The 17362-nt window shown below is 72.5% G+C and carries 14 protein-coding genes; 5 read left to right on the top strand and 9 right to left on the bottom strand.

Features of this window, described 5'->3' with window-relative positions:
- Window positions 1-29 precede the first annotated feature (29 nt).
- Entirely contained in the window at window positions 30-1553 is a 1524-nt protein-coding gene (locus tag VT50_RS05260) for a sulfatase family protein (protein ID WP_046084664.1), read from the bottom strand.
- Between the two features lie 149 nt (window positions 1554-1702).
- Complete coding sequence (locus VT50_RS05255) at window positions 1703-2680, bottom strand: MsnO8 family LLM class oxidoreductase (RefSeq protein ID WP_046084663.1); 978 nt, start codon at window positions 2678-2680, stop codon at window positions 1703-1705.
- A 120-nt stretch (window positions 2681-2800) separates the two neighbouring features.
- Between VT50_RS05255 and VT50_RS05250 the strand changes: the two genes are divergently transcribed.
- Both VT50_RS05250 and VT50_RS05245 read left to right on the top strand, forming a co-directional pair.
- Window positions 2801-3241, top strand: coding sequence for a PPOX class F420-dependent oxidoreductase (locus tag VT50_RS05250; RefSeq protein WP_046084662.1), 441 nt, complete (start codon window positions 2801-2803; stop codon window positions 3239-3241).
- Window positions 3242-3293: 52 nt separating this feature from the next.
- Window positions 3294-6446 carry a CHAT domain-containing protein gene (locus VT50_RS05245; RefSeq protein ID WP_240529044.1) on the top strand — a complete coding sequence of 1051 codons (3153 nt, stop codon included), beginning with the start codon at window positions 3294-3296 and terminating at the stop codon, window positions 6444-6446.
- A 55-nt stretch (window positions 6447-6501) separates the two neighbouring features.
- Here VT50_RS05245 and VT50_RS05240 read toward each other — a convergent pair whose 3' ends face one another.
- Both VT50_RS05240 and VT50_RS05235 read right to left on the bottom strand, forming a co-directional pair.
- The gene (locus tag VT50_RS05240) at window positions 6502-7158 is read right to left on the bottom strand and encodes a maleylpyruvate isomerase N-terminal domain-containing protein (protein WP_046084661.1); all 657 of its coding nucleotides are present in this window, start codon (window positions 7156-7158) and stop codon (window positions 6502-6504) included.
- A gap of 139 nt (window positions 7159-7297) precedes the next feature.
- Window positions 7298-7762 carry an RrF2 family transcriptional regulator gene (locus VT50_RS05235; protein ID WP_046084660.1) on the bottom strand — a complete coding sequence of 155 codons (465 nt, stop codon included), beginning with the start codon at window positions 7760-7762 and terminating at the stop codon, window positions 7298-7300.
- A gap of 212 nt (window positions 7763-7974) precedes the next feature.
- On the opposite strand from VT50_RS05235, the gene VT50_RS05230 reads away from it, so the two are divergent.
- Both VT50_RS05230 and VT50_RS05225 read left to right on the top strand, forming a co-directional pair.
- Window positions 7975-10734, top strand: coding sequence for an FAD/NAD(P)-binding protein (locus VT50_RS05230; RefSeq protein ID WP_046084659.1), 2760 nt, complete (start codon window positions 7975-7977; stop codon window positions 10732-10734).
- A gap of 433 nt (window positions 10735-11167) precedes the next feature.
- On the top strand, window positions 11168-11686 hold the full coding sequence (locus VT50_RS05225; RefSeq protein WP_046084658.1) for a lytic polysaccharide monooxygenase auxiliary activity family 9 protein: 519 nt from the start codon (window positions 11168-11170) through the stop codon (window positions 11684-11686).
- Window positions 11687-11816: 130 nt separating this feature from the next.
- Here VT50_RS05225 and VT50_RS05220 read toward each other — a convergent pair whose 3' ends face one another.
- The gene (locus VT50_RS05220) at window positions 11817-13046 is read right to left on the bottom strand and encodes a DUF418 domain-containing protein (RefSeq protein WP_046084657.1); all 1230 of its coding nucleotides are present in this window, start codon (window positions 13044-13046) and stop codon (window positions 11817-11819) included.
- 171 nt (window positions 13047-13217) lie between these two features.
- Here VT50_RS05220 and VT50_RS05215 point away from each other — a divergent pair, with 171 nt between their 5' ends.
- Window positions 13218-14009, top strand: a complete 792-nt coding sequence (locus tag VT50_RS05215; protein WP_046084656.1) for a TetR/AcrR family transcriptional regulator — start codon at window positions 13218-13220, stop codon at window positions 14007-14009.
- A gap of 24 nt (window positions 14010-14033) precedes the next feature.
- Here the strand turns inward: VT50_RS05215 and VT50_RS05210 are convergent, their stop codons facing one another.
- The 4 genes from VT50_RS05210 to VT50_RS05195 all read right to left on the bottom strand — a co-directional run bounded on the left by VT50_RS05210 (window position 14034) and on the right by VT50_RS05195 (window position 17321).
- Window positions 14034-14498, bottom strand: coding sequence for an ATP-binding protein (locus tag VT50_RS05210; RefSeq protein WP_078840571.1), 465 nt, complete (start codon window positions 14496-14498; stop codon window positions 14034-14036).
- A 112-nt stretch (window positions 14499-14610) separates the two neighbouring features.
- The gene (locus VT50_RS05205; RefSeq protein WP_046084655.1) at window positions 14611-15654 is read right to left on the bottom strand and encodes an ABC transporter substrate-binding protein; all 1044 of its coding nucleotides are present in this window, start codon (window positions 15652-15654) and stop codon (window positions 14611-14613) included.
- A gap of 90 nt (window positions 15655-15744) precedes the next feature.
- On the bottom strand, window positions 15745-16539 hold the full coding sequence (locus VT50_RS05200; protein ID WP_046084654.1) for an ABC transporter ATP-binding protein: 795 nt from the start codon (window positions 16537-16539) through the stop codon (window positions 15745-15747).
- Complete coding sequence (locus VT50_RS05195) at window positions 16512-17321, bottom strand: ABC transporter permease (protein ID WP_046084653.1); 810 nt, start codon at window positions 17319-17321, stop codon at window positions 16512-16514. Before VT50_RS05195 ends, VT50_RS05200 begins: the two co-directional genes overlap by 28 nt.
- Window positions 17322-17362 lie beyond the last annotated feature (41 nt).

The following is a 17362-nucleotide window of genomic DNA, read 5'->3' as shown; positions in this document are numbered from 1 at the left end:
GTACGGGCGCCTGAGGCGTACGGGCGCCGCTAGCCGTCGGTCCGGGACGCGTCCTGGCAGCTCTCCGCGCCCTTGCACCGCTGGAGCGCGGTGAGGGTGCGGTGCAGGGCGGCCCGCTGCCCGGCCGAGAGGGACGCCGCCCGGTTGGTCAGCTGCTCGGGGTCGGAGTCCAGCGCGTAGAACTCCCGCTGCCCATCGGCGAATTCGACGTAGAGGGAGTCATCGGTGCGCATCGCGGCGTAGGTCGGCGGGTTGCCGGTGATCTCGGGCGCCGCGTCGGGATCGTCCTTCGTGGAACCCGCGTGATGGTGTTCGACCAGGACGGCATCGCGCCACTCCTTCTCCGTCCGGCCGTGCATCAGATCGCTGAGGCTGCGCCCGTCCACGGTCGACGGCGGATCCACGCCCGCCAGGTCCAGGAAGGTCGGGTTCATATCGACGTTCTCGGCGAGCTGGGACACCTCCTCACCGGCCGGGACATCGGGTCCCGCGACCACCAGCGGCACATTGACGTCGGTGTCGTAGGCGGTCTGCTTCCCGGGACGGAGCCGGTGTTCTCCCATGTGGAAGCCGTTGTCCGAGCCGAACACGACATAGGTGTCGTCCGCCAGGCCCTTGTCCTCGAGGGTCTTCCCCAGCCGACCGATCATGTCGTCGACCGCCTGGACCGAGCGCACCCGCTTGGCGAACTTCCGGTCGATCTGCTTCTCCTCCTTCGGCTTCAGCGGCGTCAGGATGTTGTGCCACTTCGGCGCGTCGCGGGTCGCCTTGTCATAGGCATCGGTCTGCGGAGCCTCGAGCCCGGGGAAGGTGTCCTCGTCGCGCGGCGCGGGTGTGGAGGGGCCGTGCGGCGCGAACGTGGCCACCTCCAGCAGGAACGGCTTCTTCGCAGCCGCCGAGGAGCCGATGAACGAGGTGGCCTTCTCCGACAGGACGTCCGTCAGATAGTCCTTGGGGGCGTCTCCATAGGGCACGACCTTGCCGTTCTCGTTCAGCTCGTAGTCGTACTCCTTGTAGCCGTCCCCGGCGACGTCCCACTCGTCCCAGCCGGAGGGCACATAGGGCTTGTCGGTGCCGTGCTTGTCGCCCGGCTGGTATCCGTTGATGTACTTGCCCATGAACCCGGTGCGGTAGCCGGCGCGCTGCAGCGCGGGCCCGAAGGTCTTCTCCTCGTTGTGGTTCTTCATGAAGGCGCCGTAGCCGCCGTCATCGCCGTTGTTGGTGAAGACCCCGGTGTTGTGCGGGTACTGCCCGGTGAGGAGGGAAGAACGCGACGGGCAGCACAGCGAGTCGGTGGCGAAGAAGTCGGTGAACGTCGTCCCCTTCTTCCGCAGTTGCTGTACGTGCGGCATGTACTTCACGAGGTTCCACGCCAGGTCGTCGGTGAGGACGTACACGATGTTGGGCTTCGCGGCGGAAGGCGGGGCGCCGGTGTCAGAGGTGGCACCATCGGCCGTGTTCACCGTTCTGTTGCACGAGGCCAGCATCGCGATGGCCAGGGCCGCACACAGGGCGGCGAGGACACGTGGACGGCGACGGCGACTGCCGAACATGGCGCAACCTCCTACGAGTTGTGCGTCTTCGTCGCCGGGAACCGTAGGAGGCCGCTTTGTGTGATTCTTGTGAGACACCGGCGCCCGGGCCATGAGCGGCCCGGGGCGCCCGCCGTGCGCCTGTCCGATCGGCGCCGTCGCGTCGTCGCCTACGGCGTGGCGGCGTGCCGTTTGACGAGTTCGTAACTGCGCAGCCGCGCGGCCAGCGCGTAGACCGGTGTGACCAGCATCAGCTCCTCCGCGCCGGTCGTCTTCGCCACCTCCGCCAGCCGCCGCAGCACGGTCTCCGGCGTGCCGTACGCCTGGTGCGCCCCGAACGCCGCCACCCCCGCCCGCTCCTCCTCGGTGAACGGATGCGCCGACGCCTCCTCGGGCGAGGGGAACGCGACCTCACTGTGCCCCTTGAGGAGCCCGGCCTTGACCACGTTCATCGGGCCCGCCAGCCACCCGGCCTCCTCCTCGGACTCGGCGCACACGGTCTCCACGCACACCAGCACACGGGGGCTCGCGCACCACGGGGAGGGGGAGAAGCGCGCACGGTAGTGGTCGAGCGCGGCGAGGGTGTTGTCGGGGCGGATGTGATGGGCGAAGGCCAGCGGCAGGCCGAGCCGCGCGGCGAGCGCCGCACCGGCGTCGCTGGAGGCAAGCAGCCACGGCTCCGGGAGCGTGCCGAGCGCGACCTCCTCGACCAGGAACCGCAGCGTCGCCGCCACATCGCCCCCGTACTCCTCGTCCGTCGTCGGACCGGCGCCACGCCGCAGCGCCCGGGCCGTGGCCTCGTCGAAGGTGCCGGGACCGCGGCCGATGCCCAGGTCGATCCGGTCGGGGTGCAGCGCGGCGAGCGTGCCGAACTGCTCCGCCAGCATGATGGGGGCGTGGTTGGGGGCGAGTACGCCGCCGGAGCCCAGCCGGATGGCCGAGGTCGACGCGGCCGCGTGGGCGGTCAGCACCACGGGTGGGAACGCCCCGATGGCGGGGGAGTGGTGGTGCTCTGCGTACCAGAGTCGGCGGTAGCCGAGGGCGTCGAGACGCTGGGCGAAGGCGGTGGTGTCACGCAGCGTGTCCACGGCTCGCGTACCAGCTTGGACCATGGCGACTTCCAGCGCGGAGAGCGGCACATCGATCATGCTCTGAGCATACGGAGTGCCGGTGGTGCGCGGCAGCGGTTCCCCGGTCCCGGGCGTTCGGAACCCCGGTGGTCAGGGTATGCGTTGACGGTTTGGCCCACCAAGGAGGAGCGAGACCGCATGACCGCCACGCTGGACGACATCACCCGCACTTGGCTTCGGGAACCCCGGTTCTGGCAGGTGGCCACGGTGAACCCGGACGGTTCGCCGCAGTTGACGCCGATGTGGGCCGACCTGGAGGACGGCCTGGTGGTGATCAACACCTCGTCGGGCCGGGTCAAGGAGGAGAACCTGCGCCGCGATCCCCGCGTGTCGCTGTGCTGCATGGACACCGAGGACCCGTATCACCGGGTGGAGATCCGGGGCAGCGCCGTCCGCTTCGTCGAGGGCGCTCCGGCCGTACGGGTGATGGACCGTCTCGCGCGGAAGTACCTGGGCACCGAGACGTTCCCCTGGCTGGCCCCCGGTGAGGTGCGGGTGGCGGTCTACATCGAGCCGCACCATGTCCACCGCGTGGTCGGGGTGGAGAAGTTCCGGCCGGGGGTGCTGCCGGACGCGTGAGAACGCCGTACCCAAACGGGGGACGGGATCCGGCACGGGGGAGGAGCACGGGGTGGACGAGGAACGACGCCATGGCCATGGCGATGAGGGTGTCGGCGACCCGCTGGCCGACGCCGTCCGGGGCGTGCTGTGCTGGGCCACGGACGACATTCCGCGGTTCACGGGGCTCGTGGTGTGGCTGTACCGGGCCGTGGACCACCCCACGAACTCCCCCGAGGAGGCCGCCGCGGAAGTGGCGGCCCTGGGCCTGGACCGGCCGGGCCTCGCCCCGCTGCGCACACTGCTGACCCGGCTCGGGTCGGGCGGCGGCGACCCCCGGGCGCTGGCCCGGGACGTCCACCGCGGCGCGGACATCGCCCGGCGGGCCCTGCGGGAGCTGTCGGCGCGCGCGCCAGAACGGGCCCGCATCGCCAGGCTGCACGCCGCCCTGCTGGTGTGGGCCAACCTCCTGGTGCCCGGCACGATGGACTTCGACGAGCTGGACGAGGCCATGGCGGAGCCGGGGCCGGACCCCGACGACCGTCCCAGCCGCCCGGGGTATGTCGGTCTGGAGAAGCGGCTGGCCACTCTCGTCGATGCCGTACGGGTGTCCCAGACCGGCGATCTCGGACACCTGGAGACCAGCGCCGCCCGGCTCCGTGAGATCACCGACTCGCTGTCGGGGGACGGCGAGAGGACCGTGGCCGCCCGCCGTTCCCTGGCCGCCGGCATGGCCGGGCGGCTCCATGAGGTGGCGATGCTCGGGGGCAGCCTCCGGGCCGCCGACGCCGCGCTGACCCTGGGCAGGGAGTTGCGCGCGGTATACGAGGACGAGGGCTCACCGCCGTCCCTGAACACGCTGACCTCGGTGGTGTTCGCCGCCCAGCACGAGCTGGCCCTGGTCCGCCGCGGCGGGGACCCCACCGTGCTGCCGCGCCTGGTCGAGGAGTTGACCGGGCTGTACGCGGCCCTGCCGCCCGACCAGGAGAACCGCTTCGCCCTCGCCGGTGTCCTGGCCGAGGTCCATCAGGAGCAGGCCGCCCGTACCCAGGATCCGGCCGGATTCCGCGCCGCGGCCCGGTATCTGCGGGAGGTGGCGGAGACCGACCCGCGGGGGCTCGCCCCCATGCTCGCGCCGTACTTCCCGGCCGTGCGCGCCTCCGCGCTGATCCAGCTGATCATGATCGAACCCGGCCGGGACGCCGCCGACGAGGCCGTCGCGGAGGTCCACCGGATCGTTGAGGGACCGCAGCCCTCCCCCCGCCAGGAACTCCAGCTGCGGTACCAGCTCGGCCGGGCCCTGCTGCACGCGGCCCGCCACCTCGATGACCCGGATCTGCTCGATCGGTGCATCACCGAGCTGTGCCTGGTCCGTGAGCTGATCGTCGGGGGCCATGGCCCGCCGCACACCGCCGACGCCCTCACCCAGCTGTCCGAGGCCCACTGGCTGCGCCGTGACCGCGGCGGTCCGCGCGCCGCCGCGGACCGCGAGGCCGCCCTGGCCGCCCGGGGCGAGGCGCTGGTCAGGGTGTCCGCCGACGTCCTGCTCCAGCTCGGCTCCGAACACGGCCTGTCGGTGGCCCGCTTCGGGTCGGCACAGGCCCTGTGGCTGGCCTACTGGACCACCGTGTGCGACCGCCCGGCCGATGCGGTGAACGCGCTGGAACTGGGCCGGGCCCTGGTGCTGCGGGCCGCCGCCGCGTCCCGTGGCATTCCCGAACTCCTCGAGGCACGGGGACACCCGGACCTGGCCCGGCAGTGGCGCGCCGAGGTCGCCGCGGATGTGCCCCGGCCCGACGCCACGGCCGCGCCGCCGGACCGGGCCACGGGGCAGCGGGCACCGTCCACCGAGCAGCGGATCCAGGCCACCGGGCAGCAGGTCCCGGGCACCCTGCGGCGCAGGGCACTCGAGGCGCTGGGCGCGGCCAGCGGCGAGGACGCCTGGCGGCTGCTCGGCCCGCCCGACCTGTCGGCGCTGAGGGCCGGTCTCACCGCCTCCGGCGCCGACGCGCTCGTCTATCTCGTCCCCGGGCAGCACCCCGGCATGCCCGGCTTCGCCCTGATCGTCCGCCCCGGCACCGGCACCGGCACCGGCAGCGCGGGGCCCGCCGTACTGAAGCTGCCGCTGCTGACCCCCGGCAGCCCGCCACTTGAGCGCTACCTCGACGTCACCGCCCGGCGTACCGGGGCAGCCGCGGACGCCACGGCCGACCCGGGCCGTCAGACCGAGTGGGACGGGCGCTGGGAGGCGGCGTTGCGCGAGCTGTGCGACTGGGCCTGGCCCGCCGCGATGGGTCCCGTCCTGGCTGCCGTGGGCCCGCTCCACCGGCCGCCCAGGATCGTGCTGGTGCCGTGCGGGCCACTCGGCGCGGTCGCCTGGCACGCGGCCCGCACCCCGTACGGGACCGATGGACGCGGGCACCGGTACGCCTGCGAGGAGGCGGTGCTCAGCTACGCCCCCTCCGGCGCCGAGTTCCTGCGGGCCGCGCCCCGGGACCGGCTGCCGACCACCGCCGGGCAGATCCTGGTGGCCGACCCCGAACTCAGCCTCGTATGGGCCGAGATCGAGGCGGAGGCGCTGCACACGGCCTGCTACCCGGACGGCCTGCGCTACGGCGAGTTCCCCACGGCCGATGTCAGCGACGCGCCGGGGACACCCGAGGACGTCCTCGCCGCCCTGCCCGGCGGCGGCTCACCGGTGGCCGTTCTGCACATCTGCTGCCACGCCCTGGCCGGTCCTGACCCCACCCGCTCGGCACTCTGGCTCGCCGCCCCGCCCACCGGACCCGAGGACGCGGGACGCCTGACCGTGGCCCGCATCCTGGACGGCGCCGCCACCGAACAGCCGGGCGGGGCGGGCCCGTTGGTGGTGCTCAGCGCCTGCGAGACGGATCTGAGCACCCGCGACCACGACGAGGCCCTGACCCTGTCCACCGCCCTGGTCGCCCGTGGCGCGGCCGATGTCATCGGCTCGCGCTGGGCCGTGAACGACGCCCCGACGGCCCTGATGATGGCCGTCTTCCACGACTTCGTCGCCACCCACGGCCACGCCCCGGTGGACGCCCTGCGCGCCGCCCAGCTCTGGATGCTGGACCCGCACCGCGAGCCCCCGCCCACCCTCCGCGGCGAACTCCGTGGCGAGGCCACTCGCACCGATCTCGACCGCGTCCACTTCTGGGCCGCCTTCACCCACCAGGGCAACCCGGCCGCCCGGGGCACACACTGACCCCGGCCCCGCGCCCCGCTCCCTCCAGCAAGGGCTATCCGAGGATGAGGGAGGGCTAGCCGAGGACGAGCGGCAGCTTCGCGGCCAGGTCGCCCAGGTCGGCCCGCTCCTCGGCGGTCGGGGCCCGTCGCCCGGTGCCGACCAGCAGCGCATCCTTGTCGGACCACGACACGGGGAACGGCGCCCCGGCGATCCGCTCCAGCGTCTCGCGCGCCCCGGCAAGGCTCTCGGCGGGAGGCCCCGCCACGCCCGGGAGGTGGGCGATCAGATCGAGGTGGTGCAGGGTCCACTCCATGACGTACGCGGAGAGGTAGTCATCCGCGGTGAGCACCACATCGCGGGTGCTGACCCGCAGGCCCGGACTGGCGAGCCCGGCCGCGCGCCCGGCGGCCGAGCCCACGTCGTCCAGGTGGAACTTCAGCAGCCACGGGTCCTCGTACGCGGCGGCCAGCCGGACGGTCAGCGCGTCGAGCGGGTCGTCGCCGGTCGGCGGCGTGTCGGCCACTTCCCAGTAGGTCACCGCGTCGCGCGTCGGTTCCGCGTCGGTGGGGGTGGCCAGGGTGATCAGGACGTCCTGAGCGTCGATGACCAGGTGGCACACCAGGTCCCGTACCAGCCATCCGGCACAGCCGGAGGGCCGTGCGAAGTCCTCGTCCGGGAGGTCGGCGACCGCCGTGCGCAGCGCCGTCCACGAGTGTGAGAAGAGATCCACAACCGCAAGTTAGCAGCGCTCGGCCCGTCCGGCGACCGATTTCCTGCCCGTACGCGAACGCTCGATCCGGGTCCGCGACCGCCCAACTCGGCCCGCCAGTGGGGGATTGGCGCGGTATCGACGCCAACGGCCGCGGCCCTCACATGTCGTAGTGGCGGACGTCGTCGAGGTATTCCCGCGCTCGCTCCTGGACCAGCGGGGGCAGTTTCCCTGCGGCCAGATCCGCGAAGGTGGTCTTCTCCAGCACCTGCCGCAGACTCGCCCGCACCGCGCGCCAGACATCGGGCAGCACCGCCGCGGCTCCCGGGTACTCCAGACCGCTGAGGCCCACGTCCCGCACGTTGGCCAGCGGACCGTCGATGGCACGGATCACATCGGCGAGGGCGATCTCCTTCGCCGGACGCGCCAGCAGATATCCGCCTTCCGGGCCCCGCACACTGCGTACCAGATGGGCCAGGCGCAGCTCGCGCAGGATGCCGAAGAGGAAACGCAGGGGAATGTCCTGCCGGGTCGCCACCTGCTCGGCGGTCAGGGGTGAGCCCTCCGCGGCCGCCAGTTCGGCCATGGCCCGGACGGCATAGTCCGACTTGGCTGTGATCCGCACCAGGGCAAGTTATCACGCGGGTCCTTGTCAGGGAGCCGGGCCCCGGGCCCTCGGCTCGGGCATCCCGCCTGGTGGCGCCAAGGGTGGGCCGTTGTTCGGCCATGAGTTCATCAAGTTCATTGAATTGGTGTACTTAGATGGCTACGGTACCGGTTGCGTGAGCGGGCATCGGTCTGCTCCGCCGCCGGTTCCGGGGAAGCAGGAGGTATCACATGGCGTCGCCAGAGCCGTGCAGCACATCAGGGCCGGGTACGAGGACCGTCGCCGTGGTGGGGGCGGGTGCCTCCGGCGCGCTGGTGGCGATCCAGCTCTGCGAGACGGCGGCGCGCCGCCGTGTTCCGTTCGAACTCCTGCTGATCGACCCCGCCCCGGAGGCCGGTCGCGGCATCGCCTACTCCACCTCCGACCCGCGCCACCGCCTCAATGTGGCGGCGGGCAAGATGAGCTGCTACCCCGACGATCCCGGACACTTCGTGCGGTGGCTGTGCCACCACGGCGAACCGGGTGTGCGCAGTGGCGACTTCGCGGAGCGGTACCGCTACGGCGCCTATCTCGCCGACACCCTCGGCCGGGCCATCATGGCCGCCCAGGGCGTGGTCGCCGTCCGCCGACTGCGCACCCGGGCCACCGGCTGCCACTGGACCACCCTTCCCGGCGGGGACCCCCGCGCCCGGCTGGAGCTCGCCGACGGCCGTACCGTCGAGGCGCACCGCGTGGTGCTGGCCACCGGGCCGTCCCGCGCCACCGCCGACTGGGCCCCGGAGGACCTGCGCGGCAACGACCGCTTCATCGCCGACCCTTGGGCACCGGGCGCCCTGGACGCCGCCCTCCAGGACGGGCGCAAGGAGGATGTGCTCCTCGTCGGCACCGGGCTGACCTCGGTGGACATCGCCATGACCCTCGACCGCCCCGGCCGCACGGTGCACGGTGTGTCCCGTGGCGGAAGGCTGCCGCAGGCGCATGCGGTGGACCCGCTGCCCGCCGCCATGTGTGAGACCCCACTGCACGGGCTCTCCCTGGCCGCGCTGCGGGCCGCGGTGCGTCGGCACATCGGCCGGGTGATGCGCACCCACGGCGACTGGCGGCCCGCGGTGGACGGACTGCGCCCGGTCACGGCCGGGATCTGGGCATCGATGTCCACCGCGGAACGGGCCGAGTTCGTGGAGCGGGACGGCTCGTTGTGGAACACCCACCGCCACCGCATGTCCCCGGCCACCGCGGAGGCGGTCGGGCGGATGCGCCGCACCAGGCGGATGCGGACGCACCAGGGGCGGCTCGCCGCCGCCTCGGCCCGGCCCGACGGCTCCCTGACGGTCACCCTCACCACCGCCGACGGCCCCCGCACACTGCCCGTGGGCTGGGTCGTGGACTGTACGGGGCCGGGATCGCGGCTCTCCGGCACGGCCGACCCGCTGTGGCGTAGCCTGCTCGACCGGGGCGCCGCGATGCCCGGCCCGCTCGGCATGGGGGTCGCCACCGACCACGGACGGCTGCGCGGCGCGGACGCCACCACCGCCCGCCCCCTGTGGACCCTGGGCGCGCCCCGCCGTGGCGAGTTGTGGGAGACCACGGCCATCCCGGAGATCCGGGTACAGGCCGCCACCATCGCCGAGGCCGTCCTGGACCCGTGGACGGCCCCCGCGCTCCCCGCCACCGGCGGCCCCGCCCGGCGCCGGACACGTCGGCCCGTGGACACCTCCGGCCTCCCCCTCAGCACCCACGCGGCCGCCGCCACCGCCTACCGCCTCGGCGTGGACCGGCTGCTGAAGGTCAGGACCGGGGCCGCCCAGGCGCTCCGCCGCTCGGTGGCGCTCGACCCCGGATTCGCCCTCGGCCACGCCACGCTCGCGCTCATCGGCCATGAGTGCGGGGCCGATGTGGATGTCCCCCGCGCCCTGGCCGACGCCCGGCGCGCGGTGCGCGAGCGCGCCGACGTCCACGAACGCTCCTTCGTGGACGTCGTCTCCCGCCGCGTCCTGCACCCGCCCGCGGACGGCGACACCGCCCTCCTGCGCCATCTGGAGGAGTACCCGGGGGACGCGCTGGCGCTCGCCGCCGCCGTGCCCACCATCGCCTTCTCCGGTCTGCGCGACCTCGACGGCACCACCGCGCTCCGCGTGGTCGAGCACACCGCCCCGGCACACGGGGAGGGCTGGTTCCACACGTCCCTGCTCGCCTTCATGCGCCAGGAGCAGGGGCGTTACGACGAGGCCGGGGCCCTGGCCGAACGGGCCCTGGCCGCCGAACCCGCCTCCGGTCACGCCATGCACGCCCTCGCCCATGTGCACTACGAGTCCGGCGACCACCGGGCGGGCCGCGACCGACTGGAACGATGGCTGGCCCACCAGGGCCGGGGCGGAACACACCGCGCCCACTTCTCCTGGCACGCAGCCCTGCACGAACTCGCCCTCGAGGACACGGCGGCGGTGCGCCGCCGGTGGGCGGAGCAGCTGTCGCCGGGGAAGGTGTACGGGGTCCGCGCCCTGGTCGACTCCGGCTCCCTGCTGTGGCGCGCCCGGCTGGCGGGCGCGTGGCGGGGCCCGCTCCCGATCGGCGACGTCCTGGACACGGCGCCCGCGGATGTCCTGGAGCGTCCGGCCACCGCGTTCGTCGCCCTGCACTCCGCCATCGCCCTCACCGCCGCGGACGACCTGCCGGGGCTGCGGAGACTGGGGGCCCACGCCCGGCGCGCCGATGAGGTGCAGCGACGTGTTATCGCCCCGCTGTGCGCGGCGTTCGAGGACATCCTGGAGGAGCGCTGGAAGGACGCGGCACGCGGATTGGAGCGCCTGCTGCCGCGACTCCCCGGCGTGGGCGGCAGCGCCGCGCAGCGCGAGATAGTCGAGGAGGCCCTACTGTACGCGCTCGTGTCCGCGGGCCGCAGCGAGGCGGCCCGGAATCGCCTGGCGGAGCGGCTGGACCGCCGTTCCTCTCCCCACGACCGCCGACGGCTGACGGCCCTCTCGGCCTAACCCCACGGCGGACCCGCGGCGGCCTGTCCCGCCCCCGATGCACGCCTCCACCAAGTGACGGGCCCCCGCCGGGCGTTGGGCTCTCGCCGCGCGGCGGACTCCGCTCCGTGGTTGGGCTCTGCCCCGCCCCCCCCGGGGGCCAGGGGCGGAGCCCCTGGTATCGGGAGGGGGCGGGGAGGGGAAAGCCGCGACCCGGACCCCCTGCCCGGGACACTGACGCGCGTGGAGATGACAGTGGACCAGACCACTTCCGTCTGATGTCTTGACCGTGAACGGACAGGCGGTATGGTCTAGACCTAGTGCGGTGCTGATTCACGGCCGCCCCTTGCGGCCCATGAGACGTTCCGTGCAGCCACCCCCCACATCCCCCCACATCCCCACCTTCGGCAAGGACTTCCCGTCTGGCGTGGGGTCTCGCCGTGAAGGAGTTGGCATGAACATGAAGAGAAAGTTGGCGGTTGTCGTCGGCGCGGGGATAGCCCCCCTGATCGCTCTGAGCCTCCCCGCGAGCGAGGCCAGCGCGCATGGCTATATCTCCACCCCGCCGAGCCGCCAGGCCCAGTGTGCGGCTGGGACCGTGCCCTGCGGTGACATCAAGTACGAGCCGCAGAGCGTCGAAGGTCCCAAGGGGCTGACGAGCTGCAGCGCGGGCAACTCGAGGTTCGCCGAGCTGGATGACGACAGCAAGGGCTGGGCGGTCACCCCCATCCCGTCCAAGGCCAGCTTCACCTGGAAGCTGACCGCGCGTCACGCGACCAACACCTGGCAGTACTTCGTCGGCGGCCAGAAGGTCGCGGAGATCGACGACGGCGGGGCGCAGCCGGGCGAGACCGTCACCCATCAGGTGGACTTCGGCGGTCTCAAGGGCAAGCAGAAGGTTCTGGCGGTCTGGAACATCGCGGACACCTCCAACGCCTTCTACGCCTGCATCGATGTGAACATCGGCGGCTGACCGCGAGCAGCCGACCGCACGCGATGTGAACACCGGCGGTTGAACACCGAAGGCCGGTCGCCTCTGAGGCGACCGGCCTTCGGCGTCCCCGTGTCCCCGTGTCCCCGCGACGGCCGCGCCCGGCGCCCGCCTATCGGGGCCCGTACGTCAACCTGCGCAGCAGCTTCTCCGCGGGCCCCGGAAGCGAACGGCGCTGCAGGAGATGGGACCCGGCCACCGTGGCGAGCCAGACCAGGACGGCGCTCAGACACGCGGCGAGCGTCGGGCTGCCGGTCCGCTCTCCGAGTGCGAGGGCGAACGGGGAGAGCAGCAGCACCCAAGCCAGGGACTGGAGCAGATAGCCGCTCAGCGACCGCTGGCCCAGGGCCGTCAGCGCCTCCACGGCCACCGGAAGCTTCCGCCCCGAAGCGGAGCGGGACTTCGACAGGCGCAACGCGAGGAGCCCGAAGAGCGCCACATACCCCGGCCCACCGAACTGGCCGCTCACCTCGTACAGGCTCAGGAACGCATCCGCGGTGGCCCCGTCGACATGGATGAATCCGCCACTGACCAGGCCGATCGGCACCCCGCCCGCGAAGGCGATACCGAGGGCGGCCACGGCGGTGCGGACCAGCAGCCGCCGGTGGCGGGCCGGGTCCTCCAGGATGCCGCGCCGGGCGGCCCACGCGCCCAGCCAGACGATTATGAAGAACCCCAGCACGGTCAGCGTGTGGAGCGGCCACTCGCCGAGCCGGTCGGCCACGGACGTGGCGTAGTCGGGGGCCGTGAGTGAATCGACCCCGTCCGTCGGCACGGCGGCGGATCCCGTGCCGCCGTGGGTGGCGCGGTACCCGGCCACGGCCGCGAGGACGGCGGTGTACGCCACCGTGCCGCCCCACAGCCACAGCACGACGCGCTGCACGCGTTCGCCGCGGCGCAGGAGCAGCAGGGTGAAGGCGATGCCGACGATGCCGTAAGCCCCGAGGAAATCACCGAAGTTGAGCAGTGCGGCATGGACGAGGCCGAAGGCGACGAGCCATGCGTTGCGCTTCAGCAGCACCGAGCGGGCGGCGCCGGGCCCGGAGTCCTCCGCGTCCTGTCTGCGGGTGAGCTGCACCAGCCCGTAGCCGAACATCACGGCGAACATCGGATAGGCGCGGGCGTGGACGAAGACGAACATGGCGAGGTTGAACGGGCGTTCCCAGCCGTGTGGCGACGCCTCGGCGCCCGGCTGGTTGCCGAAGGTGTACACCGCGGCGTTCGCGAGCGCGATGAGCAGCAGCATGGTGCCCCGCGCCAGATCGGGGGCCAGGGCCCGTTCGGTCCGGCGGACGGGACCCCGGGCGGGGCCCGGGGCATGGGACTGCGTGATGGCTGTCACCTGGATCTCTCCGTTCTGGCGTGAGGGCCCAGCGGCCCAGCGAGCGAGGGGCGCATGGGTGGGCCCTCGGCACCCGGCTTAGTATAAGACATAATCTATATGGCAGATACTAAGTAGCCGTAGGCCATGATGTAGCCGGTGAGCAACCGAGGTACGAGAAGGAGGAGCGCCATGTCGGCCGAGCAGGAGGAGGCGCCCGCCGAGCTGGCCCGCCTGTGGAGGCTCCCGGTCCCGGCCTCGGGCCTCGGCCGGCCCGCCGCGCTCGACACCGAGCGCGTGGTGCGTACGGGGGTGGAGCTGGCGGACCGCGACGGGCTGGCGGGCGCGACGCTGCCGAAGATCGCGAAGGAGCTGGGCGTCTCCCCGATGTCCCTCTACCGCCACGTGGGATCCAAGGACGAGCTCCTCGTCCTCATGCGGGACCTGGCGCTCGGCGCGCCGCCCGGGGTCGAGACCGTGCCGGACCGCTGGCGCGAGGGGCTACGGCAGTGGACCGTCGCCCAGCGGCTGGTCCACCACGACCGCCCCTGGCTCCCCCGCCTCCCCGTCACGGGGCCGCCGATGGGGCCGCATGAGATCGCCTGGATGGAAGCGGGGCTGAGCGCGCTGAGCGGCACGGAGCTGGACTGGGCCGCGAAGGTCGGCAGTCTGACCCTGCTCAGCGGCTATGTCCGTCATGTCTCCCTGCTGTCCCAGGAGCACGCGCAGGGCAGGAGCGAAACCGGGCTGAGCCAGGAGGAGACCGAGCGGGCCTACGGCAGGACCCTGGCGCGGCTCGTCACCCCGGACCGCTTTCCACAGGTGGCGCTGTTGTTCTCCTCGGGCCTCTTCGAGGCGGCGCCCGAGGGGGCGTACGACGATCCGGCGACCGACCACGACTTCGTCTTCGGCCTCGAACGCGTCCTCGACGGGATCGCCGTGGCCGTCGACCGCGCGCGGGCGGGGACGGCTAGCGGGCCATGACGTCCCGCGGGGGCGAGGGGAGGGTCAACGCGGTGCCGGGGCGTCGGTGGTACGCGCGGGCACCCGTCCTCTTCGGGCGATGACCGCGCTCACCGTCTTGCCCCACGGCTCCTCGGTGACGGTCGTGGCCGTGGCCATGCCGCTGATCATCGGCCAGCCGAACCCGCCGCCCTCGCCGCGGATATCCGGAGTGCGCCGGTTCGGCGGTACCCGGCTGGCGTCGCCGACAGCGACGGTGATGGCCTCGGAGTCGGCCGACATGCGCAGCGAGCAGAACCGGCCGCCCGAGTGCCGTACGGCATTGGTGACCAGTTCCGAGACGACCAGCATCACCGCGTCGGCGGCGCCCTGATCGGGCGCCGGACGCAAGGCTTCCAGAAAGGTGCTGGTGAGATGTCGTGCGCGCGCGGCAGCTTCGGGGCGGCATTCCAGGGTCTCCCGCACCGCGGACGGCGAGGCCGCCGTCCGCTGGGCCGTGGCGGTGTGCATGACGCTCACCTCGTTTCATCGGTTACGTATCGCGCGGCTGACGGTTTCCACGCGCTTACCCGATGCGGCGCTCCCGAAAAGGGGCGTTTTCAGGATCCCTGGGATCCCGTCCTCAGGATCCCTGGGATCCCTTTCCGTAGGTGCGCGGTGCGGTGGTGGAGGGCGGCAGGTCGCCGTTGAAACGGGTGTCGACATAGTCGGCGAACGGGAAGCGGCGCGGGGTGAGCTTCAGCTTCGCGAAGGTGTCCGCGATCTCCTGCTCCGAGGCGACGGCGGCCTTGTCGACGGCGACGTGCACCCGGGTTCCGTTGGTCCGCTTCACCGAGTCCAGCGCCACCTGGTACGGCAGCCCGGTCTCCTTGCCCCACACCTTGGCCCACTCCTCGGGGTGCTCGTAGACCCAGTCCTGGGCCTTGCGCAGCCGCCCGAGATAGTCCTTGATGACCTTGACCTTCTTCTTGTCCCCGAGGGAGGAGGGGTTGGCCACCTGGAAGTTGAGGCCGTTGACCACCCCCTGGCCGGTGGTGAGGACCCGTGCGTCCGACTGGCGCAGCGCCTGGGAGGTGTACGGGTCCCAGACCGCCCAGGCGGCCACCTTGCCCCGGGAGAAGGCGGCCAGTGCGTCGGCGGGCTGGAGGAAGGTGACCTTGACGTCCTTGATCGAGAGCCCGGCCTTGGCGAGCGAGGCGACCAGTTGGTAGTGCGCCGAGCTGCCCTGCGCCACCGCCACCGACTCGCCCTTGAGATCGGCGGTCTTCTTCAGCGGCGAGCCCTTCTTGACCACGATCGCCTCGCCGTCGGCCGTGCCGTGCTTGGCCGCCACGACCTTGATGTGGGACTTGGCGGCCGCGGCGAAGACCGGCGGGGTGTTGCCGACGCCACCGATGTCCACGGCCTTGGCGCTCACGGCCTCCAGGATCGGCGGGCCGGAGGTGAACGTCGACCACTTGATCTTGTAGGGGAGGTTCTTGAGCTGCCCGGCGGCGCGCAGCACCGCCTCGTCATTGCCCTTCTGGTCACCGACGTCGAGGGTCACATCGCCCTTGCCGTCGGTGTTGCCGGAGGAGCCGGAGCCGTTCTGCGTGTGCGAGCTGACGCAGGCGGACAGCAGCAGGGCGAGGGGGAGGGACAGGGCGGGGACGATACGCCGTCGCATGTCAGCAGGGTCCGTTCGGGAGGTGCGGGAAGTACGGGGAGTACGAGCGGTACGGGGAGGGACAGGGGAGGGGGAGCGGGCAGGCGGCCTTCAGGCGACCTTGTGGACGGCCGGTTCCGGCGCCCGCACACCCAGCCGGTCCAGGAGCTCGGTGCGCAGCTCGGCGAGGAGCGGATCGGCGATATCGCGTGGCCGGTCCCGGTCCACCCGGACCTGGTGCGCGATCACGCCCCCGTCCATCACCAGGACGCGGTCGGCGAGCAGCAGCGCCTCCTCCACGTCATGAGTGACCAGCAGCACCGCACAGCCGCGCCGCTGCCACAGCTCGGCCACCAGCTGCTGGGCGGTGATCCGGGTGAGCGCGTCCAGCGCGCCGAACGGCTCGTCCAGCAGCAGGAGATCGGGCTCGCGCACCAGCGCACGGGCGAGCGAGGCGCGCTGGGCCTCACCGCCGGAGAGGGTCTTCGGCCAGGCGTCGACGCGGTGGTCGAGACCGACCTCCTTCAGCGCCCGCTCGGCCACGGCCCGCCCGGGGCGGCCGGGCAGCCCGAGCAGCACATTGCGCCAGACCCGCTTCCAGGGCATCAGCCGGGGCGCCTGGAAGGCGACGGCCTTGCGGCGCGGCACCAGCACCTCGCCCTCGATCTCCCGGTCAAGACCGGCGAGCACCCGCAGCAGCGTGGACTTGCCGCAGCCGCTGCGGCCGAGCAGTACCACGAACTCGCCCGCCGGTACGTCGAGTTGGAGGTTGTCGATGACCGCGCGGCCGTCGAACGAGCGGGTCAGCGAGCGCACCCGCACCGCGGCACCGCCGCTCCCGTCCTCCTGCTCCTGCCCCGACTCCTTTTCGGGGGAGTTCACTTGCCGGTGAAGTTCGGTCGCCATTGCAGCAGCAGCCTCTCCAGAGTGCGGACGATGAAATCGGCGAGCAGGCCGAGGGCGGCGTAGACGATCAGGCAGACCACGATCACATCGGTCTGGAAGAACTCCCGTGCGCGGTTGAGCAGAAAGCCGATCCCGTCGTCGGCGTTGATGGTCTCGCCGAAGACCAGCGCCAGCCAGGCGGTGGCGAGGGAGTAGCGCAGCCCGGTCATCGCGCCGGGGAGCGCCCCGGGCAGCACCACATGGCGGATCAGCCCCCAGCGGCCGAGCCCGAGGGAGTTCCCCGCCTCGATGAGCTGGGCGTCCACACCGCGGATGCCCGCGTAGACGTTCAGATAGAGGTGGAAGGTGACGCCCAGCGCGATGAGCGCGATCTTCGGGGCCTCACCGATGCCCATCCAGATGATGAACAGCGGGATCATGCCGACCCAGGGGATGCTGCGCAGCATCTGCACACTCGCGTCGACGAGGTCCTCGCCGAGCCGGGAGAGCCCGGAGACCAGCGCCAGTGCGATGCCGATGACACCGCCGAGCGCCAGCCCGATCAGCACCCGCTGTACGGACACCAGCATGGCGTGCGGAAGGGTGCCGTCCTTGAGCAGGTCGGAGGCGGTACCGGCGATGGTGCCGGGGGAGGCCAGGGTGTCGGAGGGCAGCACACCGGTGGCGCTGGACACCTGCCAGAGCACCAGCAGCAGAAGGGGCCCGGTCGTACGGCGCAGCCATCGCGGCACGGTGCGGCGGCGCGCGGAGAGCGGCACGACCGGTTCGAGAACCGGGGACATGGGGGCTCCACAAAGGGGTACGCCTCGACGTCCGTTGAGGT

The organism is Streptomyces antioxidans (assembly GCF_000968685.2).
GTDB lineage: Bacteria > Actinomycetota > Actinomycetes > Streptomycetales > Streptomycetaceae > Streptomyces > Streptomyces antioxidans.
Note: the sequence above shows the minus strand (reverse complement) of the source record. Positions and strands in the feature narration are given on the sequence as shown.

Coding starts and splice junctions, on each gene's coding strand:
- VT50_RS05260 (WP_046084664.1), bottom strand. CDS start 1,553: ATGTTCGGCAGTCGCCGTCGCCGTCCACGTGTCCTCGCCGCCCTGTGT.
- VT50_RS05255 (WP_046084663.1), bottom strand. CDS start 2,680: ATGATCGATGTGCCGCTCTCCGCGCTGGAAGTCGCCATGGTCCAAGCT.
- VT50_RS05250 (WP_046084662.1), top strand. CDS start 2,801: ATGACCGCCACGCTGGACGACATCACCCGCACTTGGCTTCGGGAACCC.
- VT50_RS05230 (WP_046084659.1), top strand. CDS start 7,975: ATGGCGTCGCCAGAGCCGTGCAGCACATCAGGGCCGGGTACGAGGACC.
- VT50_RS05225 (WP_046084658.1), top strand. CDS start 11,168: ATGAACATGAAGAGAAAGTTGGCGGTTGTCGTCGGCGCGGGGATAGCC.
- VT50_RS05215 (WP_046084656.1), top strand. CDS start 13,218: ATGTCGGCCGAGCAGGAGGAGGCGCCCGCCGAGCTGGCCCGCCTGTGG.
- VT50_RS05210 (WP_078840571.1), bottom strand. CDS start 14,498: ATGCACACCGCCACGGCCCAGCGGACGGCGGCCTCGCCGTCCGCGGTG.
- VT50_RS05205 (WP_046084655.1), bottom strand. CDS start 15,654: ATGCGACGGCGTATCGTCCCCGCCCTGTCCCTCCCCCTCGCCCTGCTG.
- VT50_RS05200 (WP_046084654.1), bottom strand. CDS start 16,539: ATGGCGACCGAACTTCACCGGCAAGTGAACTCCCCCGAAAAGGAGTCG.
- VT50_RS05195 (WP_046084653.1), bottom strand. CDS start 17,321: ATGTCCCCGGTTCTCGAACCGGTCGTGCCGCTCTCCGCGCGCCGCCGC.